The organism is Ruegeria sp. CDSA241 (assembly GCF_059611265.1).
In genome coordinates this window covers 23,194-48,652 of sequence record NZ_JBXWPF010000013.1, presented here as the reverse complement: position 1 = coordinate 48,652, position 25,459 = coordinate 23,194, and the positions used below count along the sequence as shown (strand labels likewise).

26 protein-coding genes are annotated in these 25,459 nt (G+C 58.5%); 14 read left to right on the top strand and 12 right to left on the bottom strand.

The genetic code is table 11. The features are described 5' to 3' along the window. Positions 1-9: 9 nt before the first annotated feature. Entirely contained in the window at positions 10-1,458 is a 1,449-nt protein-coding gene (locus AC2FJV_RS12975; protein ID WP_281995564.1) for an FAD-linked oxidase C-terminal domain-containing protein, read from the bottom strand. A gap of 82 nt (positions 1,459-1,540) precedes the next feature. Here AC2FJV_RS12975 and AC2FJV_RS12970 point away from each other — a divergent pair, with 82 nt between their 5' ends. From AC2FJV_RS12970 to AC2FJV_RS12960, 3 genes are all read left to right on the top strand, one after another. Continuing rightward, positions 1,541-2,251: a DUF599 domain-containing protein gene (locus AC2FJV_RS12970; RefSeq protein WP_142638369.1), complete on the top strand. Its 711-nt coding sequence runs from the start codon at positions 1,541-1,543 to the stop codon at positions 2,249-2,251. 424 nt (positions 2,252-2,675) lie between these two features. Continuing rightward, a complete protein-coding gene (locus AC2FJV_RS12965; protein ID WP_271950893.1) occupies positions 2,676-2,810 on the top strand; it encodes a hypothetical protein in 135 nt (44 codons plus the stop codon). A 190-nt stretch (positions 2,811-3,000) separates the two neighbouring features. Continuing rightward, positions 3,001-3,348, top strand: coding sequence for a hypothetical protein (locus tag AC2FJV_RS12960; RefSeq protein WP_142638371.1), 348 nt, complete (start codon positions 3,001-3,003; stop codon positions 3,346-3,348). A 2-nt stretch (positions 3,349-3,350) separates the two neighbouring features. On the opposite strand, the gene AC2FJV_RS12955 is transcribed toward AC2FJV_RS12960, so the two are convergent. The 4 genes from AC2FJV_RS12955 to AC2FJV_RS12940 all read right to left on the bottom strand — a co-directional run bounded on the left by AC2FJV_RS12955 (position 3,351) and on the right by AC2FJV_RS12940 (position 6,229). Then, entirely contained in the window at positions 3,351-3,836 is a 486-nt protein-coding gene (locus AC2FJV_RS12955) for a flavodoxin family protein (protein ID WP_496713897.1), read from the bottom strand. Between the two features lies 1 nt (position 3,837). Continuing rightward, positions 3,838-4,308 (bottom strand): 23S rRNA (pseudouridine(1915)-N(3))-methyltransferase RlmH, encoded by a 471-nt coding sequence (gene rlmH, locus AC2FJV_RS12950; RefSeq protein ID WP_496713896.1) that lies wholly within the window; start codon positions 4,306-4,308, stop codon positions 3,838-3,840. A gap of 44 nt (positions 4,309-4,352) precedes the next feature. Beyond that, positions 4,353-4,715: a ribosome silencing factor gene (gene rsfS, locus AC2FJV_RS12945; RefSeq protein WP_142638376.1), complete on the bottom strand. Its 363-nt coding sequence runs from the start codon at positions 4,713-4,715 to the stop codon at positions 4,353-4,355. Between the two features lie 161 nt (positions 4,716-4,876). Continuing rightward, entirely contained in the window at positions 4,877-6,229 is a 1,353-nt protein-coding gene (locus AC2FJV_RS12940; protein ID WP_496713895.1) for a mechanosensitive ion channel family protein, read from the bottom strand. Positions 6,230-6,331: 102 nt separating this feature from the next. Between AC2FJV_RS12940 and AC2FJV_RS12935 the strand changes: the two genes are divergently transcribed. From AC2FJV_RS12935 to AC2FJV_RS12910, 6 genes are all read left to right on the top strand, one after another. Continuing rightward, the gene (locus AC2FJV_RS12935) at positions 6,332-6,430 is read left to right on the top strand and encodes an isopropylmalate isomerase (RefSeq protein WP_271950909.1); all 99 of its coding nucleotides are present in this window, start codon (positions 6,332-6,334) and stop codon (positions 6,428-6,430) included. Positions 6,431-6,482: 52 nt separating this feature from the next. Then, positions 6,483-7,886: a 3-isopropylmalate dehydratase large subunit gene (gene leuC, locus AC2FJV_RS12930; RefSeq protein WP_496713894.1), complete on the top strand. Its 1,404-nt coding sequence runs from the start codon at positions 6,483-6,485 to the stop codon at positions 7,884-7,886. A gap of 37 nt (positions 7,887-7,923) precedes the next feature. Then, positions 7,924-8,478: an HdeD family acid-resistance protein gene (locus tag AC2FJV_RS12925; protein ID WP_271950915.1), complete on the top strand. Its 555-nt coding sequence runs from the start codon at positions 7,924-7,926 to the stop codon at positions 8,476-8,478. A 42-nt stretch (positions 8,479-8,520) separates the two neighbouring features. After that, positions 8,521-9,126, top strand: a complete 606-nt coding sequence (gene leuD, locus AC2FJV_RS12920) for a 3-isopropylmalate dehydratase small subunit (RefSeq protein WP_142638386.1) — start codon at positions 8,521-8,523, stop codon at positions 9,124-9,126. A 362-nt stretch (positions 9,127-9,488) separates the two neighbouring features. Further along, positions 9,489-10,319, top strand: coding sequence for a hypothetical protein (locus tag AC2FJV_RS12915; protein ID WP_142638388.1), 831 nt, complete (start codon positions 9,489-9,491; stop codon positions 10,317-10,319). Further along, the gene (locus AC2FJV_RS12910; RefSeq protein ID WP_496713893.1) at positions 10,316-11,344 is read left to right on the top strand and encodes an endonuclease/exonuclease/phosphatase family protein; all 1,029 of its coding nucleotides are present in this window, start codon (positions 10,316-10,318) and stop codon (positions 11,342-11,344) included. Before AC2FJV_RS12915 ends, AC2FJV_RS12910 begins: the two co-directional genes overlap by 4 nt. A 6-nt stretch (positions 11,345-11,350) precedes the next feature. Here AC2FJV_RS12910 and AC2FJV_RS12905 read toward each other — a convergent pair whose 3' ends face one another. Further along, positions 11,351-12,250: a sugar nucleotide-binding protein gene (locus AC2FJV_RS12905; RefSeq protein WP_496713892.1), complete on the bottom strand. Its 900-nt coding sequence runs from the start codon at positions 12,248-12,250 to the stop codon at positions 11,351-11,353. An 86-nt stretch (positions 12,251-12,336) separates the two neighbouring features. Between AC2FJV_RS12905 and AC2FJV_RS12900 the strand changes: the two genes are divergently transcribed. Together AC2FJV_RS12900 and leuB are read left to right on the top strand one after the other, a co-directional pair. Further along, entirely contained in the window at positions 12,337-13,230 is an 894-nt protein-coding gene (locus tag AC2FJV_RS12900; RefSeq protein ID WP_496689880.1) for a LysR family transcriptional regulator, read from the top strand. Between the two features lie 141 nt (positions 13,231-13,371). After that, entirely contained in the window at positions 13,372-14,475 is a 1,104-nt protein-coding gene (gene leuB / locus AC2FJV_RS12895; protein WP_142638396.1) for a 3-isopropylmalate dehydrogenase, read from the top strand. A 176-nt stretch (positions 14,476-14,651) separates the two neighbouring features. On the opposite strand, the gene AC2FJV_RS12890 is transcribed toward leuB, so the two are convergent. Then, entirely contained in the window at positions 14,652-15,989 is a 1,338-nt protein-coding gene (locus AC2FJV_RS12890) for a metal-dependent hydrolase family protein (RefSeq protein ID WP_496713891.1), read from the bottom strand. A 233-nt stretch (positions 15,990-16,222) separates the two neighbouring features. Beyond that, a complete protein-coding gene (locus tag AC2FJV_RS12885; RefSeq protein WP_496713890.1) occupies positions 16,223-18,406 on the bottom strand; it encodes a transglycosylase domain-containing protein in 2,184 nt (727 codons plus the stop codon). 258 nt (positions 18,407-18,664) lie between these two features. Between AC2FJV_RS12885 and AC2FJV_RS12880 the strand changes: the two genes are divergently transcribed. Continuing rightward, on the top strand, positions 18,665-19,003 hold the full coding sequence (locus tag AC2FJV_RS12880; RefSeq protein WP_142638403.1) for a P-II family nitrogen regulator: 339 nt from the start codon (positions 18,665-18,667) through the stop codon (positions 19,001-19,003). A 33-nt stretch (positions 19,004-19,036) separates the two neighbouring features. Then, positions 19,037-20,359 carry an ammonium transporter gene (locus AC2FJV_RS12875; RefSeq protein ID WP_281973849.1) on the top strand — a complete coding sequence of 441 codons (1,323 nt, stop codon included), beginning with the start codon at positions 19,037-19,039 and terminating at the stop codon, positions 20,357-20,359. 64 nt (positions 20,360-20,423) lie between these two features. Here AC2FJV_RS12875 and AC2FJV_RS12870 read toward each other — a convergent pair whose 3' ends face one another. The 4 genes from AC2FJV_RS12870 to AC2FJV_RS12855 all read right to left on the bottom strand — a co-directional run bounded on the left by AC2FJV_RS12870 (position 20,424) and on the right by AC2FJV_RS12855 (position 23,372). Next, positions 20,424-21,608, bottom strand: coding sequence for an amino acid aminotransferase (locus AC2FJV_RS12870; protein WP_496713889.1), 1,185 nt, complete (start codon positions 21,606-21,608; stop codon positions 20,424-20,426). Further along, the gene (sseA, locus tag AC2FJV_RS12865; RefSeq protein WP_142638408.1) at positions 21,608-22,462 is read right to left on the bottom strand and encodes a 3-mercaptopyruvate sulfurtransferase; all 855 of its coding nucleotides are present in this window, start codon (positions 22,460-22,462) and stop codon (positions 21,608-21,610) included. Before sseA ends, AC2FJV_RS12870 begins: the two co-directional genes overlap by 1 nt. Before the next feature lie 80 nt (positions 22,463-22,542). Next, the gene (locus tag AC2FJV_RS12860; RefSeq protein ID WP_142638410.1) at positions 22,543-22,812 is read right to left on the bottom strand and encodes a CBU_0592 family membrane protein; all 270 of its coding nucleotides are present in this window, start codon (positions 22,810-22,812) and stop codon (positions 22,543-22,545) included. Positions 22,813-22,814: 2 nt separating this feature from the next. Next, positions 22,815-23,372: a helix-turn-helix domain-containing protein gene (locus tag AC2FJV_RS12855; RefSeq protein WP_142638464.1), complete on the bottom strand. Its 558-nt coding sequence runs from the start codon at positions 23,370-23,372 to the stop codon at positions 22,815-22,817. Positions 23,373-23,479: 107 nt separating this feature from the next. Here AC2FJV_RS12855 and ilvD point away from each other — a divergent pair, with 107 nt between their 5' ends. Next, positions 23,480-25,312 carry a dihydroxy-acid dehydratase gene (gene ilvD / locus AC2FJV_RS12850; RefSeq protein WP_496713888.1) on the top strand — a complete coding sequence of 611 codons (1,833 nt, stop codon included), beginning with the start codon at positions 23,480-23,482 and terminating at the stop codon, positions 25,310-25,312. Positions 25,313-25,459: the final 147 nt, after the last annotated feature.

The following is a 25,459-nucleotide window of genomic DNA, read 5'->3' as shown; positions in this document are numbered from 1 at the left end:
TGTTAGAGCCTATTTTTCGGCTATTTGCGGGTTGCGACGCGGTTCGGAGGCGTCCAGCGGGAACACTTTAGCCGGGTTCAGCAACCATCCTGGATCGAACACATCTTTAACCGCCATCTGCGCTTCAAGATCGGCAGGGGCATATTGATGATGCATCAGATCGCGCTTTTCGATTCCCACACCGTGCTCGCCGGTCAGGCAACCGCCCTCATCCACACAAAGTTTCAGGATTTCCGCCCCGAACGCCTCACATTTTTCGAGGTCGCCGGGTTTGTTGGCATCAAACAGGATCAAAGGGTGCATGTTCCCGTCACCGGCATGGAATACATTTCCAACCGGCAGGCCGAACTCATCGCTCAGCTCACCAATCCGGCGCAATACGGCGGGCAGCGCCGATACCGGGATGGTCCCATCCAGGCACATATAGTCGTTCATCTGCCCCATGGCGCCAAAGGCCGATTTGCGGCCCAACCAGATCCGGGCGCTTTCATCCGCCGACTGGCTCTCGCGCAGCTCGACCGGATCGTGGCGTTTTGCAATCTCGACAATCTTGGCCAGCTGGCTGTCGATCTCGGCCTCCGAGCCTTCGACCTCGACAATCAACAATGCTTCGCATTCCGGATACCCGGCATGCGCAAAGTTTTCGCAGGCCTGAATGCACAGGCGATCCATGAACTCAATCGCGACAGGCAAGATACCGGACTTGATGATGTCCGAAACGCATTGGCCTGCGATTTCATTGTCATCAAACCCCATCAGGACGGGCCGTGCGCCTTCTGGCTTGCGCAGGATGCGCAAGGTCGCTTCGGTGACAACGCCCAGTTGCCCTTCGGACCCGCAGATCACCCCCAGCAGGTCAAGACCCGGCGCGTCCAGATGAGCGCCACCGATTTCGACTACGCTGCCATCCATCATTACCAGGGTCACACCCAGCAGGTTGTTCGTGGTCACCCCGTATTTCAGGCAATGCGCCCCGCCGGAATTCATCGCGATATTGCCCGCAATCGCGCAAGCCAGTTGCGACGATGGATCGGGGGCATAAAAGAAATCCTCTTCCTCGACCGCGCCGGTGACGCTCAGGTTGGTGCGCCCAGTCTGGACCTTGATGAATCGGTTGTCATAATCAACCTCCAGCACGTCGTTCATCCGGGCCACGCCCAGTATGACGCAATCAGCTGTTGGCAGCGCGCCCCCGGCCAGCGACGTACCTGCACCGCGCGGTACCACCGGTACGCCTTCGTCATGGCAAATGCGCAAGATATCCGAGACCTGCTGCGTTGTCGAAGGCAAAACCGCCAGCATCGGCGGGCATCTATAGGCGGTCAAAGCATCGCATTCATAGGCGCGTGTCTCGGCCGGGTCATAAATGATCGCGTCGTCCGGCAGAACCCCCGACAGGCGCGCCACCACCGCATCTTTGCGACGCAGGACATCAGGGCTTGGCTTTGGCATTTCCATGGCAGGCTCCTTGGTTTGGTAAAATAATATTACCAATTTGTCAGTATGGCAAGTTCCGACTTCCGGAAGTACTGTCACGGCCATGACCTGGATTGACCGCGCCGCTCTGTTTGCCCCTTTGGATTTTGCCGCCATAACGCTGATGATGGGGGCCTGGCTGTGCCTTGGGTGGATGATCGAAAACCCGTCGCCAAAGAAGCGGTCAGTGGCCTTGATGATGGATGAGTATCGCCGCGACTGGATGCGCGAGATGGTCACACGCCAGCCAAGGATGTTTGACGCGCAGGTCGTGGCCACGATGCGGCAAGGCAGTACCTTCTTTGCCTCGACCACGATGATTGCCATCGGTGGTGGCCTGGCCCTGCTGGGCAATACCGAGCGTCTGGCCGGTGTCGCCAGTGATCTGGCCATCGGCAGCTTTCCAGCCCTGGTGTGGGAGATCAAGATACTCGCCGTCGTCCTGCTGCTGGCCAATGCCTTTCTGAAATATGTCTGGGCGCATCGTCTGTTCGGCTATTGCGCGGTACTGATGGCCGCGGTCCCGAATGAGCCCGAAAATCCCATCGCCTATCCCCGCGCCACGCAATCGGCCGAGATCTGTGTCACCGCCGCCCGCAGCTTTAACCGCGGGCTGCGCTCTACCTATTTCGCACTGGCCTTGCTTGCATGGTTTCTGGGGCCACTCGCGTTGATCGTCGGCACAGTTATCACTGCAGGCCTGCTTTACCGACGCGAATTCGCCTCGCAATCCCGCGCGATCTTGATGGCGCAGGTTGGCAACACGCAGTCGTGACCCCATGCCATCGCCGTGGCGTTGACGCCCGGCTTTTGGTTCTTACTTTTTGCCAGCAGGTTTTCATGTGGGTCGAAGCGAGCTTTTGGTCAACACGCAACGATTGTCCGATCTGAGTCCTGAGCAGCCGAGTAGCATAATCCTTGCCGACAAGATTTGACAGTTAACTCAAATCTGCCAAGATGCTTCAAATTTTTTAAAGAAAGATAGTTCCATGAAAAAAGTGTTCGTAGGCATAGCAATAACTTTGTTGACTTCGATGTCACCGGCCTTGGCTCAGGATATCGCGGCAGGGTCCAGACTTACGGTAACTTCCGACTGGCACTCAAAGAACGGAGGGCCTTACAGTCCGCAGATCGTATCTTGTAAATCCAACAGTGGTTTGTGCTTGCGAGACACTAATACTTCGCCGGCAAACAATCCGATGACAAAGACCAAGAACGGTCTGCAGGTCGTCTTCAAGGAATTCGGGGTCGTTTATTTGTTCAAGCCCAGTGGAAAGGGTACTTTTCACGACATGAACGGTAAACAAACTGGCAAGTTCAAGTGGTCTCAGTAGCTTGAGAATCGAACGCTCAATTCGTGCTCTAGACACGCTCCGATAACTGTCTGTTTCACCTTGCATAGCTTGCATTAAAAATATGCTTCCAAATATAAGCCTTGCTGCAGTGGGCAATTCCATAGACTTCGGCCGGGAGCTGATTCTATTAGAGCGAAGCTCTATACCGCCAAGAGTTTAGGATCGAAACATGCGATATGTGATTCTCTGCACCTTTCTGGCCAGCCCCACCCTAGCCGATCCACCAACGATCGAGCAGGTCAACGCCTCGTCCAGCGGTGGCAGTTGGCGTTTCGACGTGACGATCCGGCATCCGGACACCGGATGGGATCACTATGCCGATGGCTGGCGTGTGCTGGATATGGACGGGAATGAGCTGGGGATGCGTGTGTTGCATCACCCGCATGAGACGGAACAGCCCTTTACCCGCTCGCTGGGCGGGGTGGCAATTCCTGATGGTACATCTCAGGTCCAGATACAGGCCCGTTGCAGCGTGGATGGCTGGGCAGACGAAACCATTGTTGTGCCGCTGAACTGACCTCAGAATACGCCCAACGCCAGCCCTGCGGCCATCGCCTGCCCCAAGTCGCGGCATGTCTGCAGCGCGTCTAGGGGGATGCGCTTTTCGGCTAGGATTGCTTCGGGCGTTTGTGCGTGGGTGCATATGATCAGAGGGGGCTGGACCTCTTTCAGCCGCCAACCGGTTGCGATCCGGGCCGTCTGGCGCGCGGCGTTTTCGCCGTCTGACCCGGCACAGATCATCTGGGCATAGGGGCGACCTTCGATGCGACCAAGAACCGGATAATAACAGCGGTCGTAAAACTCTTTCATCACGCCCGAAATCGCCGCCAGGTTTTCGGGTGCGCAGAAGATATAGCCATCTGCGGCCAGCAGATCTTGGGGTCCAGCCCGCTCTGCGGGCTTCAAAACGGTGTCGGCCTCATCGTGCGCACCTTCGGCAGCAGCTTCGGCCATCTGCCGGGCGCCGCCGGTGCGTGAATGGTAAACGATCAATAGCTGCGCCATGTCAGACCCGGTGATAGGGACCGCCCGACAGGATGGTTGCGGCCCGATAAAGTTGCTCGGCCAGCATCACACGGACCAGCATGTGGGGCCAGACCATGGACCCGAAAGAGATGGAGAAATCCGCCTCGGCGCGCAGATCAGGGTCTATTCCGTCGGCACCGCCAATGATCAGCGCCAGATCCTGCCGCCCCACATCGCGCCAACCGCCCAGCTTTTGGGCAAAATCGGGCGAGGACATCACCCGCCCCCGTTCATCCAGCGTGCAGATTACGGTGCCTTTGGGCAGCGCCTTGCGCAGCAATGTGGCCTCGGCCCCCATCCCTGCGTTTTTCTTGTCTTCGACCTCGATCACCCGCGCAGGCCCAAGGCCCAGCACGCGGCCCGTCCGATCAAATCGGGTCAGGTAATCATCAAACAGGGACTTTTCGGGTCCGGCGCGCAATCGCCCGACCGCAACTATGCTGATCCGCATATCTCTCTCGCCTCCGGCCCGTTAATGCAGGCCGGGATAGCACCTCAGTTGGCCGAGGCGCTGCCGCCCGCAGGCTGCCACATCTTTTCCAGCTGATAGAATTCACGCACTTCGGGGCGGAAGATATGAACGACCACGTCGCCCGTATCGATCAGCACCCAGTCGCCGGCATCCTTGCCTTCGACCTTCGAGGTGAAACCGAATTCCTGCTTGATGCGATCCGTCAGCTTTTCCGCCATGGCCGAGACCTGACGGGTCGACCGACCCGAGGCAATAACCATGTGATCCGCGACGGACGACTTGCCCTGCAGGTTGATCTGCACGACGTCTTCGGCCTTGTCATCGGAAAGTGAGGAAAGGATACGTTCAAGCAGCTTGTCGCTGATTGACTGAGAGTGGGCCATCATATTGGCCCCATCTTCGGCGGGCAAACCCGCCTGAGTGTGTAGAGACAGGACATAGTCCTCCTTTGCTGCGCGCCATGATATCCCGGCGCCGGGGTACTAATAAGGTAGCAAGGAGATTGCAACATTTCAATGAACACAGACCAAAGGGTCGCAACGATTGCTTAGTCGGTGGCAAGCTGTTGCGCATCGGTGTCGTCATTCAGCACGCGCACCTCTCGCTGCGGGAACGGGATCGAGATGCCTTCAGACTTGAATGCGTCCCACAGCGCCAGATAGACATTGCCCCGTATATTGGTCAGCCCTTTGGTTGGATCGCTGATCCAGAATCGCAGCACGTAATCCACGCTGCTGTCGCCGAACCCGGTGATATGGCAGACCGCGTCATGTCCGCTGCCACTGAGCACTCGCTCGACAGATTTAACCGCATGGATGGCCGTTGCCCGCACATTATGGGGGTCATCCGTGTAACTTGTGCCAAATGTCAGATCCAGCCGCACGAACCGGTCCGAATGCGACCAGTTCACCACCTGATTGGTGATCAAATCCTCGTTCGGGATCAGGTATTCGCGCCCATCCCGCGTGACCACCGAGACATAGCGCGCGCCCAGCGCGTTGATCCAGCCGAACGTGTCGCCCAGCGAAATCACATCGCCCGGTTTGATCGACCGATCCATCAGGATGATGATGCCCGAGATCAGATTCGACACCACTTTCTGCAAACCAAAGCCGATGCCGACGCCAATGGCCCCCGACAACAGCGCAATACCCGTCAAGTCAAAGCCCAGCGTCCGAATGGCGGCCATGAAGACGGCGCCATAGATGACGACCTGTAATCCCTTGGCCAACAAGACCTGCATTGACGGCGAGATATCGTCATTGCGTTTGAGGCCACGTTCAGCAGCACCGGTGCCAAGACGGGCCAGCGTCAACAACACGCCAATCAGCAAAAGCGCCTTGAGGATACCCAACGCCGAGAGGTGCAAATCCCCGATCGAGATCGCCACCCCATCCAGAAACCCGGCGACGTCATCGGTCAAGTTCAGCGCAATCAGCGTCGCATAGGCCCACATTGCCCATTTGAAAATTCGCCGCAGCGTCCGGTTTCGGACCAGACGGGCCACAAGCGCAATCGCCAGCCAGGCGGTCGCCAAAGTTGCTACCACCCCGATGATATAGCTGCGCGATGGCCAGGTGATCTGCTGCATCACCAGATAAAGCAACCAGGACAGCGTGACGAAATAGACAAGCGTTAGACGTTGCATCAGCTGGATCAGCGTACGCAACCGCCATTTGGGCCAACCAGAGCGGGCACGGGCCCAGGCCTCCCATCGGCCCTGCGTAAACAGCTTCAACACATAGGCCAGCGCCCAGAGACCCAGGATGATGACCAGCTGATGTTGGCGCCAGCCCGGTGTAATGACCAGATCGACCAGTCTATCGAATTGCAGGGAAAAGGCCTCGATCATGGTCTGATACAGATCAGACAGCGAACTGGGTATCAGGTCTGGGTTCATGCACGTCTCCTGCTTGTCAGCTTGGACAGCGTTGACGCATGATGCAAGCCCGCCGCAGGATTGCGCCTTGATTGACGGACTGACGCGATATATCTGATGCGCATGAGACTCAATCTGACCCCAGCACCTACGTTGCAAGACCGCACGCGACTGCGTGAACGGTTCTTTGGGGCCGCCCGCACGGTTCTGGCCCGCCTATAAGCGGCGTCCAGCCACTCGCCAGCTAAATCTCAATACATACGGGAGAGGACCGATGTCCCCCAAAACACTCTATGACAAGATCTGGGATGCCCATGTCGCGCACGAAGCCGATGATGGCACCTGCCTGCTGTATATCGACCGCCATCTGGTCCACGAAGTGACCAGCCCGCAGGCATTCGAAGGCCTGCGCATGGCGGGTCGCAAGGTGCGCGCGCCGGAAAAGACCATCGCGGTACCGGATCACAACGTGCCCACCACGCCGGATCGCGTGAACGGCATTGAAAACCCCGAGTCGCGCATTCAGGTCGAAGCACTCGACAAGAACGCCAAGGATTTCGGCATTCACTATTACCCGGTGAATGACGTTCGCCAGGGCATCGTGCACATCGTTGGCCCCGAACAGGGCTGGACCCTGCCCGGCATGACCGTTGTCTGCGGCGACAGCCACACAGCGACTCATGGAGCGTTCGGTGCGCTGGCCCATGGCATCGGCACGTCCGAGGTTGAACACGTTCTGGCCACGCAGACCCTGATCCAGAAGAAATCCAAAAACATGAAGGTGGAAATCACCGGCAAATTGCAGCCGGGTGTGACCGCCAAGGATATCACTCTGGCTGTGATTGGTGAGACCGGAACCGCTGGTGGCACCGGCTATGTCATCGAATATTGCGGCGAAGCGATCCGCAATCTGTCGATGGAAGGCCGCATGACCGTCTGCAACATGGCCATCGAAGGCGGCGCCCGCGCTGGCCTGATCGCCCCGGATGAGACCACGTTCGAATATGTCAAAGGCCGCCCACACGCGCCGAAAGGGGCCCAGTGGGAAGCAGCGATGGACTGGTGGAAAACGCTGTTCACCGATGAAGACGCGCATTTCGACAAGGTTATCACCCTGCGCGGCGAAGACATCGCGCCGGTCGTCACCTGGGGCACCAGCCCCGAGGACGTGCTGCCGATCACTGCATCCGTGCCTCACCCCGAGGATTTCGAAGGTGGCAAAGTCGATGCGGCCCGCCGGTCCATCGAATATATGGGTCTGGAAGCCGGTCAGAAGCTCAGCGACGTCGAAATCGACACCGTCTTTATCGGGTCCTGCACCAACGGCCGCATCGAGGACCTGCGCGCCGCTGCCGAGATTCTGAAGGGCAAAAAGATCAAGGACGGGATGCGGGCGATGGTTGTGCCTGGTTCAGGCCTTGTCCGCGCGCAGGCCGAGGAAGAAGGTCTGGCCGAGATCTTCAAAGAGGCCGGGTTCGAATGGCGTTTGGCGGGATGTTCCATGTGCCTGGCGATGAACCCCGACCAGTTGCAACCGGGCGAGCGCTGCGCCGCGACCTCGAACCGCAACTTCGAAGGCCGTCAGGGCCGCGGCGGGCGCACCCACCTGCTGAGCCCCGCAATGGCTGCCGCGGCGGCAATCACAGGACGGCTGACAGACGTCCGCGAGTTGATGTAAGCTGCCCTCGTAACTGGATATTTGAGGGATTTAAGACATGAGTGACTGGATCAAATGGCTCCTGATGGGGCTTCTGTCCATAGTGTTCGGCCTTTTTGTGCTGGGCGCGCCTGCAGTGGCGTCGATTGCCGTAACGGTGGTGACCGGCGTACTGCTGCTGATTTCAGGGGCATTGCAGGTGGTCGGTGGGTTCACCGTCGAGGGCACCGGCAACAAAATCCTGTCGCTTATTATGGGTGCGGTGATGCTGTTTCTGGGCTGGTCCTTCCTGGATCACCCGCTGCAGGGCACCGTGACGCTGGCGACGGTCTGCCTGATCCTGTTCATGGCAGGCGGTATCGCGCGGGTCATTTTGTCGTTCCAGATGAAAGGTACGCAGTATTTCTGGGCGACACTGATCTCGGGCGTGATGTCGATTGTTCTGGCGATGCTCATCTGGCGGTTCGCAGCAACCGATCCTGTCGTGCTGTTGCAACTTCTCGGCATCCTGCTGGGGATCGAGATGGTGTTCAACGGTCTGGGCCTGGTGTTCATGGCGCTCTTCATCAAAGACGCACCCAAAGGCGAAACAACTGAAGCGAAACAAGCTTAAACGCGGGGCATGGGCGCGGCCCTCCCCCGCAGGAGTGTAGACATGGAAAAGTTTGACAAAGTCCACGGGGTGGCCGCCCCGATGCCATTGATCAATATCGACACCGATATGATCATTCCGAAAGTGCACCTGAAAACGATCAAACGATCCGGCCTTGGCGTCGTACTGTTTGACGAGATGCGCTATCATGATCACGGCGGTGAGAATGAAGAGTTCATTCTGAACAAACCCGCTTATCGGCAAACCGAGATTCTGGTGGCCGGCGACAATTTCGGCTGCGGCTCATCGCGCGAACACGCGCCCTGGGCGATCAAGGATTTCGGCATCAAGGTTGTGATCTCGACCAGCTTTGCCGACATCTTCTTCAACAACTGCTTCAAGAACGGCATCCTGCCCATCGTGGTCGAGGAAGAACATCATGCGGTTCTGATGGAAGACGCGCATAGAGGCGAAAACGCCCGCATGACCGTGCATCTGGAAGATCAGCAGATCACCACATCCGATGGTGTCGTGATCGAATTCGAGGTGGATTCTCATCGTAAGCACTGCCTGCTGAACGGTCTGGACGATATTGGCCTGACGATGGAAAAAGACCATCACATCGAGAAGTTCGAGGATCATGCGGGCCAGGCACGCCCCTGGGTGTGATTCTGGGAACGAATCTGTTGATACTCAACTTTATGGGGACGCCACGGCGTCCCCATTCGCCTTCTTGGGGTTCTGAACGGCGAAACCACTACATATAGGTCTCGACTTGAAACACACGTCGGATTTGCGTCAAAAATGATGCAATCCCGCACCAGTTGCGCCATCATTTTGCCCAAAATTGAGTGTTTTCTGCCACCTGGCTTGAGCGAAATGTCGCTTATCGCCAATGTCGGCGGGTACAGGCACCCACCAAGGCAAAACATTGGTGAGAGATGACATCTGCTGCAACGGTAACGTGGCAGGCACAAGTTGGAATGAAGTCGGCAAAGAATCGGCTAATCCAGTTTGAAAGGGTTCGGATAGTGATTGCGCGCACAACAGGGGCGGCAATTCGGGGAATATTGGTTGCACTTTTGGTGCTGACACCCGCGTTGTACTTGCCCGTATCATCAACGAATGGGACCGAGATTGTCGTCTTTCTCGCCATTCTCGCGTTTTTCCTGACCTTCGCCGAATATAATTCGGCCTTCCCAAGCTTTATTGAATTTCGCGACGCACCACCGGTGAACCGCCTGCGCTTTGTTGGGCTGGTTTCGATGGTCGCTTTCCTGACGCTGATCTGCAAAAACGCCTATTCGCCGACAGAATTAACCTCAGGTTTTTATGTGATCGGGTTGGGCGTCGCCAATGTGGTCGATTTCCCCTATTCACCCGTGCGTCTGATCGTGTTGATGCTGCCTGTCAACGCAAGCGCGCCGCTGATCGAACTTGTTCGTATCGCTGCCAGTGTGGCCTATGTCGCAGCTATGGTCACAATCGCCAGTTTCTACTACGCGGTGAAAATGCGTGGTTGGCCCACCGGAAACGGAGCCTTCAACGTCTGGACCAATCTGCCGCTGTTCGATCCGACCAAGGGTGGCGATGTCGTTACCCGTCTGCAGCGTGATGGACGGTTGAACATCTCGATCGGCGTCCTGCTGCCGTTTGTAATCCCGGCTCTGATCAAGATCCTGACCGATTATGTGAGCCCGATCTCGCTGAACAGCCCCCAGACGCTGATCTGGACGTTGAGCGCTTGGGCCTTTCTGCCTGCTAGCATGATCATGCGAGGAATGGCGACACTGCGCATTGCAAACCTGATTGTCGAAAAACGCCGCGCCTATTCTACGACTGAATCAACACAGACCGCATGATTCGCATTTTTCTGCTGCTTTTGCTGCCTTTCGCGGCACAGGCAGAGACGATACGCATAGCCACCTTCAACACCGAACTCAGCCGTAAAGGACCGGGCATTCTGCTGCGCGATATCCGGCGCGGGGATGCACAGGTTCGCGCTGTGATGCGGGTGTTGTTGGAAACCCAACCCGATATCGTTGCCTTGCAGGGCATCGACTGGGATCTCAATGGCGAAACGCTGACCGCATTCGGTGAGGCGCTGCGCAACGAGGGACTGGACTATCCCTATCACTTTACCGCCAAGCCTAATTCAGGAATGGAAACCAGCCTGGATCTGGACGGGGACGGGCAGGCCAATGGACCAAGAGATTCCCAAGGCTATGGCGAGTTCACCGGTCAGGGCGGGCTGGCCATTCTGTCCCGGTTTCCCATAGGCCATGACGACATGCAGGATTTCTCAGGAGTACTGTGGCGCGACCTGCCGGGGGCTGATCTGCCGACGGTCGATGGCACGCCATTTCCCTCTGAAGCCGCCCAGCGCATTCAGCGACTGTCCTCGGTGGCACATTGGATCGTACCAATCGAGTCCCCGATCGGCCACCTGAACCTGATGACATTTCACGCGACCCCGCCCGTTTTCGACGGACCCGAGGACCGGAACGGGTTGCGCAATCGTGACGAAATTCGCTTGTGGAACGCTGTGCTGGACGGTGCTCTAGGCCCTGCCCCACTCGGGCCTTTCGTGATTGCTGGGGATGCAAATCTGGATCCCACGCGCGGGGAAGGCCGGAAAGAGGCTATCCAGGGCTTGCTGGCAGACCCGCGGTTGCAGGATGCAAAGCCTGCCACCCCCTCGGGGGCATTGGCCACGGTTAAGTGGAAAGCCGTCGGAGAAATGCGGGTAGATTACGTTCTGCCCTCGGCAGATCTACGCGTTGTGGATGCGGGCATCTTTTGGCCCGACACGGGCGCAGACCTGCGCGCAATCGCCGAACAGGCCAGCCGGCACCGGCTTGTCTGGGTGGACCTGGGACATCGCTAACGCTGGTCAGGCCCGGGCAGTTCTGACCAAAGTCGCTTTCTGCTTGGCTGTTTTCGGGATCGCAGAAGCCATCGCCGCGTCCAAGTCGGTCGTCTGAAATCCAGGAATAAGGTCGTCAAAGAATGCGCCGTCCAAACTATGCGGCAGATCCCATAGATAGCGCATCTCAACCAGATGTGGCGCCAACTTCCAGAAAGGCCGCAGTGCCTGAATCGGCCACCATTTCATGGGGCTGACGGCTATTTCGGCACCGGTCACCCGCGACAAGGATTGCGCAATATCCCGGCCGGTCAGGGTAAACCCGGCATAAGGAACCTCGCAGAACCGGGGAAGGTCCTGGCGGATATCAGCCAACGCAACGGCCGCTCGGGTGAGGTCGGGCAGATAGGCCCAGGCGTGTGGGATATCCGGGCGACCGGGATAAACCATCTTGCCGCGTGCCAAAGGCTTGATCATGACCTGATCGAACCAGTTCCCCGAGGCGCAAGTGTCGATGAAATCACCTGCCCTGAGAAGAATCGTTCTTACCGAGGATTTTCGATAGGCTTCTTCCATCTCAACCCGGATCCTGCCCAGGGTATTTTGCGCCGCATGCGGTGTTGCACCCGACCATGGCCCCGGCGTTTGCGCGCCAAAAACATAGACATTGCCGGGAAGGATCACAGTTGCACCGTGATCCGCTGCCGCATTGATCACGTCACGATGCAGTTCGGGGACTTGTCGCGCCCAGTCCGGATAGGCCGGATTCCAGGCATTGACTACAACATCCACCCCTTCGACAGATCGCTTCAGGTCCTGCGTCTTGCGATCAAAGCAGTGTACGGTCCAGCCCGCCTCGCGAAAAGCTATTGCGGCATTGCGTCCAAACCGACCCGTCGCACCCAGAATAAGGACTGTTCCCGTCATATAAGCCTCCTCTTGTCCATCTAATATGAGCCATTCAGTTCAATTCAGGAATTGCCGCCAAACGCAGAACGTGTATTCATTTTTGAATGGACAAATCTATCACCCACTCTGACTGGTCTCTGATCCAGAGCTTTCTGGCCGTAGCGGAAACCGGATCTTTGTCTGCCGCTGCCCGGCAGTTGAACCGCAGCCAGCCCACGCTGGGTCGCCAGATCCACGCACTTGAGGATGAGCTTGGCGTCTCGCTGTTTGACAGGCATGCGCGGGGCTTGAAGCTAAGTGAAGTCGGAGCGCAGCTTTTCCCGATGGCGCAACAGATGCACGTAGCCATGAACGCGTTCAGCCTAACGGCCGCAGGCCAGTCTCAGGAATTGGAAGGGTCGGTGCGCATCACCGCGTCGGTCTTTGCCTCTCATCACCTGCTGCCGCCGATTCTGGCCCAAATACGGGCAGCAGAACCCGCGATACAACTGGAACTGGTCGCCACCGATGCCACCGAGAACCTGCTCTACCGCGAGGCCGATATCGCAGTGCGGATGTTTCGGCCGGAACAGATGGACATCATCACGAAACATCTGGGGGAAATCAGACTGTGCTTTTGCGCAAGCCGGTCCTATCTGGATCGTGCCGGCCGCCCCAATTCTCCCGACGATCTGTTGAGTCATGACCTTGTCGGGTTTGATGCGAACGAGCAGATCATTATCGGCATGCGCGAAATGGGCTGGCCCGTGAACCGGGACAACTTTGCCACACGCTGCGACTTTCAGACTGCCTATTGGGAACTGGTCCGCGCGGGCTGCGGTATTGGTTTTAGCGCCGTGAGAGTTGCCGAGGCCGACCCAGAGGTAGAGGTTTTGGACATAAACGTCGAAATCCCTGCGCTGCCGGTTTGGCTTGCCGCACCGCAGGCGATGCGGCAAACGACACGAATCCGACGAGTCTGGGATATGTTGGCCGAAGGGATAAAGGCCGATCTCTGACCGATTCACACTATCCGTGACGTAGCAAGGGCACGGAAACCCGATTTCCCGTCCAGAACCTGCGTTTAGGCCGGTTCGTCTCATTGACCCGATGCGGCGCAGGCGCTAGGGCCTTTGCTGTCAAACGCAAGGAGATCCTTCATGTCCAACCCCTCGCTCCTCATCCTGCCCGGAGACGGAATTGGCCCCGAAGTCATGGCCGAAGTGCGCCGCATCATCGACTGGTTCGGTGCCAAGCGCGGCCTGGAATTCGACGTGAGCGAGGATCTGGTCGGCGGTGCCGCCTATGACGCCCATGGCAAGCCGCTGTCGGACGAAACCATGGCCAAGGCGCAGGAGGCGGACGCAGTTCTGCTGGGTGCTGTTGGTGGACCCAAATACGACGATCTGGATTTCAGCCTCAAGCCCGAGCGCGGCTTGCTGCGGCTGCGCAAAGAGATGGACCTGTATTCGAACCTGCGCCCGGCACAATGCTTTGACGCGCTGGCGGATTTCTCGTCGCTGAAGAAAGACATCGTTGCCGGTCTGGATATCATGATCGTGCGCGAGCTGACCTCGGGCGTCTATTTCGGTGAGCCGCGCGGCATCTTCGAGGAAGGCAATGAACGCGTCGGCATCAACACCCAGCGCTATACCGAATCCGAGATCGAACGCGCCGCACGCTCGGCTTTTGAGCTGGCGATGCGCCGGAACAAGAAACTGTGCTCGATGGAAAAGGCCAATGTCATGGAATCCGGCATTCTATGGCGCGAAGTCGTAAACCGGGTCGCTCAGGACTATCCCGAGGTCGAGCTGAGCCACATGTATGCCGACAATGGCGCGATGCAGCTGGTGCGTGCGCCCAAGCAGTTTGATGTGATCGTCACTGACAACCTGTTTGGTGACATCCTGTCGGACTGTGCCGCGATGCTGACCGGTTCACTGGGCATGCTGCCGTCCGCCTCCTTGGGCTCACCAATGGCCAATGGCCGCCCCAAGGCGATGTACGAGCCGGTCCACGGTTCCGCCCCCGATATCGCCGGTCAGGGCAAAGCCAACCCGATCGCCTGTATCCTGAGCTTTGCCATGGCCCTGCGCTACAGCTTCGATCAGGGGGCCGAGGCTGACCGACTGGAAGCTGCGATCGAAAAAGTCCTGGCTGATGGCGTCCGCACCGGCGACCTGCTGGCGGATGAAGGCGTCACGCCGGTTTCCACCACGGAAATGGGCGACGCGATTCTGGCGGCGCTGGACGACAGCCTCTGATCAGAGGTCACACCCGAAAATAGAGGCGGCGCCAGATGCGCCGCCCAACTATAGCCGATGGCGTGGATCACTGGCACGTAGTCTGCTCGGGCTCTTGCCACGGACGACGTTAGTCTGCATTGAGCCCCGAGCAGCCGTTACAAAGCTGGCTTTGAGCAAAGGACTTCATCTGGAACTCAGTCCAGCGTGTTCTTGTAGACTTTGCCGTCTTTCATGATCAGATCGAAATTCTCATGCGGGTCTGCGATCAGGTCGATATCTTGCAGCGGATTGCCGTCCACAAGGATTAAGTCGGCATAAGCGCCCTTTGCGATTACACCCAAATCGCCTTGTTGATAGGGGTGGCGCGGGCCTGAGAGTTTGAGCAGTTCAGCATTGGTTGAAGTCGCCATTTTCAGCACCTCGTATGGCGTGTACCAGCGCTGCAACTTGGCAAGGAACGCGCCTTGACGTTCGGCCAGTTTGGGATCGAACAGGATGTCGGTGCCGAAAGCGACTTTCACGCCAACTTCTTTCGCCGTTTTGTAGGTGAAATCTGTACCGTTGGTGACGTCGATCCATTTCTGCTGGCTAACAGGGTCGTCGAAAGAAAAGCCATCCTCGTCATCCAGAAGAGGCTGCACTGACAACCACACGTCGTTGTCGCGCATCAGTTCCATCGTTTCGCGGCTCATCAAGAAGCCATGCTCGATGGACTTAACGCCAGCGGCAACGGCTATCTCCACTGCCTCGTCCGTGAAGACATGAGATGCAACATAGGTGTTGTAGGTGTCAGCCACCTCTACGAATGCCTCGATTTCGGCCTTGGTGTATTGGCGTACATCCAGAGGGTCATAGGTAGATGACACCCCGCCACCGGTGGAAATCTTAAGCTGGCTTGCGCCCATGCGCATGATTTCACGCGCGCGTTTGACCACTTCCGGAACACCATCAGCCTGCGCCATCAAACCAACGCTGTACCAGTACCATTGCGAATCCGCGCCGTTCGTCGGAACCGCTTGGTAGGGGCGATAGTCAAAGTGGCCGCCGGTTTGTGTCACGGGTGGGCCGGACGGCAGAATACGGGGGCCTTCGATCTCGCCTGCGTCAATCATCCGTTTTATGGCAAATGAATTGCCGCCAACGTCGCGCACCGTAGTGAAGCCGCGCATTAACGTGCCTTCGGACCCGATGGCACCCCGCACCGCGACCTCAAGAATATCGCCGGTCACAACCACACTCTGCGGATTGCAACAGTAAAGCGTGTGCCAGTGTACGTCGATCAGACCCGGCATCAACGTGCGCCCGCCGCCATCGATGACGATACCATTGGCGACTGAAAGGGGTTCTAAGGAAACTTCTGTGATCAGATTGTCGGTTACAACGACATTGGCATTTGCAATCATTTCCTCATTCACACCATCAAACACGTTGACGTTTGTGAACAGTATCGGTCCCCCATCCTGGGAGAGCGCTTGCGAACTGGTTATTGCAAGAGCAATCGACGAAACTGCGGCAAGTTTGGGAAAATGCATTCGAAATTCCTCAGAAAATTCTGTCGGATAAACCATCCCAGCGGAAGCAAGATTTTTCAAGCATTACCTCGCTTTTCTCCAAGGTCGGCTTTGTCCGCATATCGGAAGTTGCAATGTTGGCAGCGGCAGAGCAGTTCAGAGATGGAATTCACGTTGATACGGATGCGAATCGGGCATTCTGCACCATATGCTGTCATTGGCTGACCCTGCGCGCCGACTTTTCCTTGCCTACATCAGTTGCCAAAGATGTTGTTCAGCAGGTTGTTGATCGCATTTTCGAACCCATTGCCCTGATTGCGGCGCTGACGCCTGGGTTGCTCTTGCCGGACGGGCGGATCGGGGGCCAACATCGGCAGCGGAGAGGGCGTCATCCCCTCGGTCACGCGCACCATCGTCTCTTTCCAAATCTCGGCTGGCAACCCGCCGCCAGTCACGCCGGACAGGGGGGTGTTGTCGTCATACCCCATCCAGACCCCGGCGACGTAATCGGCCGTGAACCCGATGAACCAGGCATCCCGCGCCGCCTGCGTGGTGCCAGTCTTACCTGCCACCTGCCAGCCGGGCAGTTTCGCGCGTCCGCCCGTGCCTTCGGACACGACACGTTCCATCATCCAGGTCAGTTGCTTGGCAGCCTTATCGTTGATCACCCGCTCACCGATGCCGGTGCTCGTCGCCATCAGAGGAGCGTCGTCTCCCAGCAGCTTCAGCTCGGTCAACCCATAGGGCTCAACTGCAGAACCGCCGTTCAGGATACCGGCATAGGCCCCCGTCATCTCGATCAACGTGCTTTCCGATGCGCCCAGCGCCAGCGCGGGTCCCTCGGCCAGATTGCTTTCAATGCCAAACTCACTGGCGACGGTACGGACATTTTCCAAACCGGCAACCTCGGCCACTTTCACGGCCGGGATGTTCAACGAGTTCTTGAGGGCATCAGCAAGCGTGACGCGCCCATAATGCTTGTTGGTGTAGTTCTTGGGGCACCATTGCCCCGAACCGGCGATATTGATGCAATAGGGCTCGTCCACCACCGTATCCAGAGGCGAATAGCCCAGTTCCAGCGCGGTAGCATAGACGAAGGGTTTGAAGGACGACCCTGTTTGCCTCAGCGCCTGTGTGGCCCGGTTGAAGGCGCCCGATACGCGGGTCTTGCGCCCGCCGACCATGGCGCGCACGGCCCCATCTGCGGACATCACCACAATCGCGGCCTGCGCCTTGGACCCTTCGCGGACCTTTTCCTTGAAGATATATTGCAATGCCTCTTCTGCGGATTTCTGCAGGCGCTGGTCCAGCGTCGTCCGGATCACCACGTCATCGGTGGTGTCCGAGCCGAAAAAGCTGGGCAGTTCCGTGATGACCCAATCGGCAAAATACCCACCGGCGCGTGCAGCCGCAGCCGCAGACAATTGCGCCGGGTTGCTGCGCGCCCCGCTGGCCTGGGCAGTGGTCAGATAGCCCTGCGCCTCCATCAGCCCAATCACCAACTGCGCCCTATCCTGCGAGCGTTGCAGGTTATTTGTCGGCGCATACCGCGTCGGGGCAACCAGCAGACCTGCCAGCATCGCCGCCTGCGAGGGGCTGACCTCGGCGGCAGAAATCCCGAAATAGCGCTGGCTTGCCGCCTCAAAGCCCCGCGCACCGGACCCGAGGAAGGCACGGTTCAGATAGATGGTCAGGATTTCATCCTTGGAGTATTTGACCTCCATCGCGATCGCATAGACAGCCTCTTTGCCCTTGCGCCAAAGGGATCCCTGACGGCAATCAGCCTCATAGGCGGCCTCAGACTCCCATTCGCTGGGCACATAAGGCACGCCCAGACACAACAGCTTGGCCGTCTGCTGGGTGATCGTCGACCCGCCATGGCCAGACAAAGGCCCGCGCCCTTCGCGCAGGTTGATACGCACAGCGCTAGCGACACCCCGCGGACTGACGCCGAAATGGCGGTAGAATCGCTTGTCCTCGGTGGCGACCACTGCATTCTTCAGATACGGAGAAACCGTGTCCGCGGTGATTACCCCGCCGAACTGATCCCCACGCCAGGCAAAGACTTTGCCATCCCGATCCAACAACGTGACCGACCCGCGCGCGCGCCCGTCTAGCAAAGCATCGACATCAGGCAAAGAGGTATAGACAACCCCGACAGCCAGCGCCAGCAACAGGGCAGCCACAGCGCCCACGCGCCAGCTTACCCCCCAGATCAGGCGCCAGACCCAGCGAAACAACCGGCGAAAAAAGCCACCACCACCGCCGGATTTCCGGCGTGTCTTTCTCCGTGTGCTTTTGCGGGTTGTCGTTTTGCGCGCCGCAGCCTTTTTGCCTGCGGGCTTCGCAGTGCCTTTGGTCGCCGTGGGTTTTCGCCCCTTCGACGCGTATCTTTTGTCCGCCACAAGCGGTGCCTTGCGGCGCCTGGACTCAGTCATGCTCAAACTCTGCCCGGTTATCGTTTTGAGGCACCATACCCTGCTATACCGATGAAGTAGAGGTCTGAATTTCCGGAATGCACCCTCTCTAACGCGCCTATATTTTAGTCGATATGCAGAATCTGTGCAAAAATTGTGCACTCACTCACCAATTCCTCCCGAATTTGACCACTGAACCGTTCCTTACACAGCTTTGGCACGCTCTTTTTCTGCAGGTGCAAACACGCCGGACAGACCGGGGAAGCAGAGGGGAACAGCGTGAAACTGATTATTGCAACAATCAAACCGTTCAAGCTCGAGGAGGTGCGCGAGGCACTGACCGACGCGGGCATACGCGGCATGATGGTAACCGAGATCAAGGGCTTCGGCTCGCAATCGGGGCACACGGAAATCTATCGCGGTGCCGAATACGCGGTGAACTTTGTACCCAAGATCAAGCTTGAGATCGTGGTGCCCGCCACGATGGCCGACCAGATCGTAGAAACCATCACCAAATCCGCCAAGACCGGCAAGATCGGCGACGGCAAGATTTTCGTCCTCGACGTTGAGCAGGCCCTGCGCGTGCGGACCGGGGAAACGAACGAAGAGGCGCTTTAAGCGCCCCCACTCAACACTATTCGAGGACTGACAATGAACCTGATGAAATCTCTCATCCCTGCCGCCGCGATAGTCGCGCTGCCGCAGATTGGCCTAGCGCAGGAGGCCGCCACCGGCGAAGCCGCGCTGCACACACAATACATCTTCACCACGCTGCTGTTTCTGATGGCAGGGTTCCTGGTGTTCTTCATGGCCGCCGGCTTTGCCATGCTCGAAGGCGGGCTGGTGCGGTCGAAAAACGTGGCCATGCAGATGATCAAGAACGTGGCGCTGTTTTCCTTTGCCGCGATCATGTACTGGCTGATCGGCTTCAACCTGATGTACCCCGGCGACGGCTGGACCATCGCGGGGTGGGTTGGACCGTTCTTCAAAACCACGGTCCTGGATCCGGTGGGCGTGGGTGCTGACGCCGCGGCATTGGATTATGCTTCGGTTGGTTCGGACTTCTTCTTCCAGCTGGTGTTTGTGGCCGCAACTGCGTCGATCGTATCGGGTGCTGTAGCTGAACGTATCAAGCTGTGGCCCTTCCTGGTTTTCGTGATTGTTCTGACCGGCGTCATGTACCCGATCTCTGGCTCGTGGCAGTGGGGCGGTGGCTGGTTGTCCGAGGCTGGTTTCTCAGATTTTGCTGGCTCGACCATCGTGCATTCGGTTGGCGGCTGGGCGGCTCTGGCAGGTGCCCTGATCCTGGGTCCGCGGATTGGCAAGTACAAAGACGGCAAGGTTCATCCGATGCCCGGTTCGAACCTGGCGCTGGCCACTTTGGGGACATTCATCCTGTGGCTGGGATGGTTCGGCTTCAACGGCGGCTCGCAGCTGGCGATGGGAACCGTGGGTGACGTATCCGACGTGTCGCGCATCTTTGCTAACACCAACATGGCCGCAGCGGCAGGCGCAGTGGCAGCCCTGATCCTGACACAGCTGCTGTACAAAAAACCTGACCTGACCATGGTGCTGAACGGCGCGCTGGCCGGCCTGGTGTCGATCACTGCGGAACCGCTGGCCCCGACGCTGTTCGGCGCACTGTGGATCGGTGCCGTAGGCGGTATCATCGTGGTCTTTGCGGTCCCGATGCTGGACAAGTTCAAGATCGATGACGTGGTCGGTGCCATCCCGGTTCACCTGTTCGCCGGGATCTGGGGCACCATCGCCGTGATCTTTTACGGCGAAGCCAGCCTGGGTACGCAGCTGCTGGGTATCCTCGCCTACGGTCTGTTCACCTTTGTCGGCGCTTTGATCCTGTGGTCGATCCTGAAGGCCACCGTCGGCATTCGAGTCAGCGAAGAGGATGAGATCAACGGCCTGGACATGGCGGAACTGGGCATGGAAGCGTACCCAGAGTTCTCCAAGGGCTGATATCCAACCCAATCCAACAAAAAACCCGGGCGGTGTCGCCCGGGTTTCTTTTTTTTCCGCAGATTTAAACTCCGACGTCGATAATCGCTTTGGCCAGAATCGGAACCGTGTTGGCATTCAGCCCGGCAATGTTCAGACGGCTGTCGCCGACCATGTAGATGCCGTGATCAGCGCGCAGTTGTTCCACCAGTTCCGGTGCCGCGCCCAAGCGCGAGAACATGCCGCGATGCTGGGCGACAAAGCCGAACCGGTCGGAGCCGCTGTGGCGTTGCAGCTCATCGGCCAGTTGCTGGCGCAGCCCCAGCATGGACAAGCGGATCTCTTCCAGCTCGGCCTCCCAGTCGGCCCGCAGGACGGGGTCGGTCAGGATCGTGGTGACCACGCGCGCGCCGTGGTCGGGCGGGAATGAATAGTTCTGGCGGTTCAGAAAGGCCAGCATGCTCTGGTTCAACGCGGTCTGTCCCGCATCCGCGCTGATTGCCATCAATAGGCCCGTGCGTTCACGGTAGACGCCGAAATTCTTGGAACACGACGCCGCGATCAGGCATTCCTTGACTGAAGACGCAACAAGGCGGGTCGCCTGCGCATCCTCTTCCAGACCGTCGCCAAAACCCTGATAGGCAATGTCGATCATCGCCACGAGGCCAAGCTCGTTGATGATGTTCACCACTTCCTGCCACTGCACCAGGTTCAGGTTGGCCCCGGTCGGGTTGTGGCAGCAGCCGTGCAACAACACCACATCGCCCGACTTGGCGGTTTTCAGATCGGCAATCATGCCGTCGAAATCGACGCCACGAGTCTCGCCATCGAAATAGCGGTATGGAACCGCTTCGATCCCCAGGTAATTCAGGATCGACAGATGGTTTGGCCAGGTCGGGTTCGAGACGAACACGCGGGCCGAGGGGTTGGCCATGCGGATCATCTCAAATGCCTGACGGCAAGCACCGGTTCCGCCGGGCGTAGCCACAGCGGCAATGTTGCCACGCGGCACCGATGTGCGCAGGATCAGGTCAATCATCGCATCTGCATAGGCCGGATCACCAGCCAGACCGGTATAGGCCTTGCTTTCCTGCTCTTCCAGAATGCGCTTTTCGGCCGCTTTCACCGCACGCATCACCGGGGTCACCCCTTCGGCATTCTTGTAGACGCCAACACCCAAATCGATCTTCTGATCGCGCGGGTCTTCGCGGTACATCTGCATCAGCGCTAGAATCTTGTCGGCAGGTTGCGGCTTGAGATGTTCAAACATCAGGTCTCTCCGGTTGCGACGGGCAGGGTCGGGAAGGCACCCCATTCAGCCCAGGAGCCGTCATAAAGCGAGTGGTCTTTCTTGCCCATGCGCTCGAGCGCAAGGCTGAGAATCGCGGCAGTCACACCCGACCCGCATGAGGTAATCGCCGGTTTCGACAGGTCGACGCCAGCGGCCTCGAAAATGGCGCGGCATTCCTCGGGCGATTTCATCGTGTGATTCTTGTTCAGCAAGGTGCCGAAGGGGACGTTTCGTGATCCGGGGATACGACCAGACCGCAGCCCTTCGCGCGGCTCGGGATCGGTACCTGCGAAGCGGCCGGCTGCGCGTGCGTCAATGATCTCGTGATCCCCCAGCTTGGCGGCGGCAGATACCTGCGTGACATCACGCACAAGATGGTTCTGAACCCGCACGGTCATGTGGCGGTCGCGGATAACAGGCGGCAGGTCTTCAACCTCTCGCCCCTCGGCCAGCCATTTCGGCAAGCCACCGTCCAGCACGGCAATGTTGTCCTGCCCCATCAGGCGGAACATCCACCAGACCCGCGCAGCCGAGGACAGCCCCGAGCCGTCATAGACCACCACCTGATGGCCATCCCCCACGCCCATCGCCCGCAGGCGCGACATGAATTTCTCGACCGGAGGCACCATATGCGGCAGGTCCGACCGAAGATCGGCAATATCATCAATGTCAAAGAATCTCGCGCCGGGGATATGGGTCGCGTCATATTCCGCTTTGGCGTCGCGTCCGTGTTGCGGCAGATACCATGATCCGTCCAGGACCCGCAGGTCCGGATCCTTGAGATGGGCCGCAAGCCATTCGGTTGAAACGAGGGTTTTGGGATCGTCCTGCATCAATGCCTCCCCTATGCGCGCTTGGTTTGTCCCTATACGCGCGCGCATGTCTGTTCAAGGCTGGATGGCGGCCTGTACCGCTAACGGGCCCGCCTGAGGCGGAAAAACTGAGCGATCCCGATCAGACTGATCAAAATCCAGAAGGATTCGATCAGCATCGAGGCCAAATTGAAGTTCTCAAACAGCGAATAGACGATCAGAATTGACCCCAACAGGTTTACCACTGGAAAGGCCAGGTCGTCGGAATTCATCATCCGCATCTGCGTGGCGAAATACGCAGCGACCACGATCATCGCCCCGATTGAGCCGATTCCATCCGCGATGGTCAAAGTGTCAAGAAACGCAGTCATGATCAGCCCTTGCCGTTTTCAGGAAACTCGCTGTGTTGCCCATAATGGTGCATGTTCAAAAACGCTGCCCCCTGCGCGCCCGCACGATAGCCATGCGGCAGATCGGCGGCAAAACGCAGACCCTGTCCAGCGTTTAGCGGCACCCAGGCCTCACCACGCAGAATTTCAAGCGTACCGGAAAGGACAAAGACCTCTTCGGTCACGCCCGCCGCATGCGCGGGCGACTCGTGGCATTGGTTTGGGGTCAGACTGACGTGAAAGGTTTCGGCCCCTAGCGCGGAATCAAACGGAAAGACGATCTTGACCTCGATGCTGCCCGGAAAAGTCACGGTCTGAAAAACAGAGGGGTCCCCATTCGCGGTTTCAATCAGCGCGCTCAGCGGCAGTTGGAACCCCTTGGCGATCTTCCACAAAGTGGCGATGGTTGGGCTGGATTCGCCACGCTCGATCTGCCCCAGCATGGCTTTGCTGACGCCTGTCATCTCGGCGACTTTGGACAGGCTCAGCCCGGATGCCGCCCGCATGTCCCGTAATTTCAGCGTGATCTCGTCCGGTGCCATGATGCCGTCTTTCGAATCCTCTTGTGCGTTATAGCGCACATGTGGTACGTGCGCTATAACGCACAAACCCCAAGACATGCAACCCGAGGCAAAAGGGAAACAGCATCATGCCATTGTACCGATCCAGAACCTCAACCCATGGCCGCAACATGGCCGGTGCCCGCGGCCTGTGGCGCGCGACTGGCATGGGCGACGACGATTTCGGCAAGCCGATCATCGCCATCGTCAACTCGTTCACCCAGTTCGTGCCGGGCCACGTGCACCTGAAGGATCTGGGCCAGATGGTCGCCCGCGAGGTCGAAGCCGCAGGCGGTGTCGCCAAAGAATTCAACACCATCGCGGTGGATGACGGTATCGCCATGGGACATGACGGGATGCTGTATTCGCTGCCCTCACGTGAGGTAATCGCGGATTCAGTTGAATATATGGTCAACGCCCATTGCGCCGATGCGATGGTGTGTATCTCGAACTGCGACAAGATCACGCCCGGCATGCTGATGGCCGCGATGCGCCTGAACATCCCCGCCATTTTCGTCTCGGGTGGGCCAATGGAGGCGGGCAAGATCGACATCGCTGATCTGGACGCCAAAAAGATCGACCTCGTGGACGCTATGGTGGCCGCCGCTGACGACAAGTTCACCGATGAACAGGTTCAGCATATCGAGGAAAACGCCTGCCCGACTTGCGGGTCGTGCTCGGGCATGTTCACCGCCAACTCGATGAACTGTCTGGCCGAGGCGCTGGGTCTGGCGCTGCCGGGCAACGGCTCGACTCTGGCCACACATGCGGACCGCAAAGAGCTGTTCCTTGAAGCCGGTCGCCGGATCGTCGAGATCACCAAACGGCACTATGATCTGGACGAGAAAGGCTTCCTCCCGCGCGAAATCGCCACGTTCGAGGCGTTCGAAAACGCCATGAGCCTGGATATCGCCATGGGCGGATCGACCAACACGGTGCTGCATCTGCTGGCCATCGCGCATGAGGGCGAGGTGGATTTCACAATGACCGACATGGACCGTCTCAGCCGTCAGGTGCCCTGTCTGTGCAAAGTCGCACCCAATACCGAAAATGTGCATATGGAAGACGTCCACCGCGCCGGTGGCATCTTCTCAATTCTCGGGGAACTCAGCCGCGCCGGGTTGCTGCACGAGGATTGCAGCACGGTCCATTCCGGCACGATGGGTGAGGCGATTGCCAATTGGGACATCAAGGTGGCCAACAACCCCAAGGCGCAAGACTTGTTCAAGGCCGCGCCGGGCGGTGTGCGCACCACGCAGGCCTTCAGCCAGTCAAACCGGTACAAAGAGCTGGACACGGACCGCGAAAGCGGTGTGATCCGGTCGAAAGAACATGCGTTCAGCCAGGATGGCGGTCTGGCGGTTCTGTTCGGCAATATTGCCCGCGACGGCTGTATCGTGAAAACAGCCGGTGTCGATCCGGCCAGCCTGACCTTCACCGGGTCGGCCTATGTCTGCGAAAGCCAGGATCAGGCGGTGAACGACATTCTGACCAGCAAGGTCAAAGAGGGCGACGTGGTGGTCATCCGCTATGAAGGCCCGCGCGGCGGGCCGGGCATGCAGGAGATGCTGTACCCGACGTCTTACCTGAAATCCAAAGGTCTGGGTAAAGCCTGTGCTTTGCTGACGGATGGACGGTTCTCGGGTGGAACCTCCGGCCTGTCGATCGGCCACGTCTCACCCGAAGCAGCCGAAGGCGGTGTGATCGGGTTGGTGCGTCAGGGTGACCAGATCGAAATCGACATCCCGAACCGCTCGATCCATCTGGCAGTCTCAGATGAAGTGCTTGCCGAACGACGCCAGGAGCAGGATGCAAAAGGCTGGATACCGGCAGCGCCCCGCAAGCGCAAAGTCTCAACCGCGCTCAAAGCCTATGCCAAACTGACAACAAGCGCGGCAAAAGGGGCCGTGCGGGAGGTCTAAGACATAAGGGCCGGACACCAAATCAACTGATCCGGCCCAATCAATTCCCAAAGCGCTCCCGCGCCTTCTAGCGCTATCGGCTTCGGTCTTGGGCCTGGCGCGGCGCATAGCGCGGCGCCAGGCCCAACCAGAGGAGATGTTTCGCAA

Coding starts and splice junctions, on each gene's coding strand:
- AC2FJV_RS12970 (WP_142638369.1), top strand. CDS start 1,541: ATGACCTGGATTGACCGCGCCGCTCTGTTTGCCCCTTTGGATTTTGCC.
- AC2FJV_RS12925 (WP_271950915.1), top strand. CDS start 7,924: ATGAGTGACTGGATCAAATGGCTCCTGATGGGGCTTCTGTCCATAGTG.
- AC2FJV_RS12940 (WP_496713895.1), bottom strand. CDS start 6,229: ATGAACCCAGACCTGATACCCAGTTCGCTGTCTGATCTGTATCAGACC.
- AC2FJV_RS12905 (WP_496713892.1), bottom strand. CDS start 12,250: ATGACGGGAACAGTCCTTATTCTGGGTGCGACGGGTCGGTTTGGACGC.
- AC2FJV_RS12875 (WP_281973849.1), top strand. CDS start 19,037: ATGAACCTGATGAAATCTCTCATCCCTGCCGCCGCGATAGTCGCGCTG.
- leuD (WP_142638386.1), top strand. CDS start 8,521: ATGGAAAAGTTTGACAAAGTCCACGGGGTGGCCGCCCCGATGCCATTG.
- AC2FJV_RS12965 (WP_271950893.1), top strand. CDS start 2,676: ATGACAAAGACCAAGAACGGTCTGCAGGTCGTCTTCAAGGAATTCGGG.
- AC2FJV_RS12935 (WP_271950909.1), top strand. CDS start 6,332: ATGAGACTCAATCTGACCCCAGCACCTACGTTGCAAGACCGCACGCGA.
- AC2FJV_RS12910 (WP_496713893.1), top strand. CDS start 10,316: ATGATTCGCATTTTTCTGCTGCTTTTGCTGCCTTTCGCGGCACAGGCA.
- AC2FJV_RS12975 (WP_281995564.1), bottom strand. CDS start 1,458: ATGGAAATGCCAAAGCCAAGCCCTGATGTCCTGCGTCGCAAAGATGCG.
- AC2FJV_RS12870 (WP_496713889.1), bottom strand. CDS start 21,608: ATGTTTGAACATCTCAAGCCGCAACCTGCCGACAAGATTCTAGCGCTG.
- rsfS (WP_142638376.1), bottom strand. CDS start 4,715: ATGATGGCCCACTCTCAGTCAATCAGCGACAAGCTGCTTGAACGTATC.
- AC2FJV_RS12960 (WP_142638371.1), top strand. CDS start 3,001: ATGCGATATGTGATTCTCTGCACCTTTCTGGCCAGCCCCACCCTAGCC.
- sseA (WP_142638408.1), bottom strand. CDS start 22,462: ATGCAGGACGATCCCAAAACCCTCGTTTCAACCGAATGGCTTGCGGCC.
- AC2FJV_RS12855 (WP_142638464.1), bottom strand. CDS start 23,372: ATGGCACCGGACGAGATCACGCTGAAATTACGGGACATGCGGGCGGCA.
- AC2FJV_RS12860 (WP_142638410.1), bottom strand. CDS start 22,812: ATGACTGCGTTTCTTGACACTTTGACCATCGCGGATGGAATCGGCTCA.
- AC2FJV_RS12885 (WP_496713890.1), bottom strand. CDS start 18,406: ATGACTGAGTCCAGGCGCCGCAAGGCACCGCTTGTGGCGGACAAAAGA.
- leuC (WP_496713894.1), top strand. CDS start 6,483: ATGTCCCCCAAAACACTCTATGACAAGATCTGGGATGCCCATGTCGCG.
- AC2FJV_RS12900 (WP_496689880.1), top strand. CDS start 12,337: ATGGACAAATCTATCACCCACTCTGACTGGTCTCTGATCCAGAGCTTT.
- leuB (WP_142638396.1), top strand. CDS start 13,372: ATGTCCAACCCCTCGCTCCTCATCCTGCCCGGAGACGGAATTGGCCCC.
- AC2FJV_RS12955 (WP_496713897.1), bottom strand. CDS start 3,836: ATGGCGCAGCTATTGATCGTTTACCATTCACGCACCGGCGGCGCCCGG.
- ilvD (WP_496713888.1), top strand. CDS start 23,480: ATGCCATTGTACCGATCCAGAACCTCAACCCATGGCCGCAACATGGCC.
- rlmH (WP_496713896.1), bottom strand. CDS start 4,308: ATGCGGATCAGCATAGTTGCGGTCGGGCGATTGCGCGCCGGACCCGAA.
- AC2FJV_RS12890 (WP_496713891.1), bottom strand. CDS start 15,989: ATGCATTTTCCCAAACTTGCCGCAGTTTCGTCGATTGCTCTTGCAATA.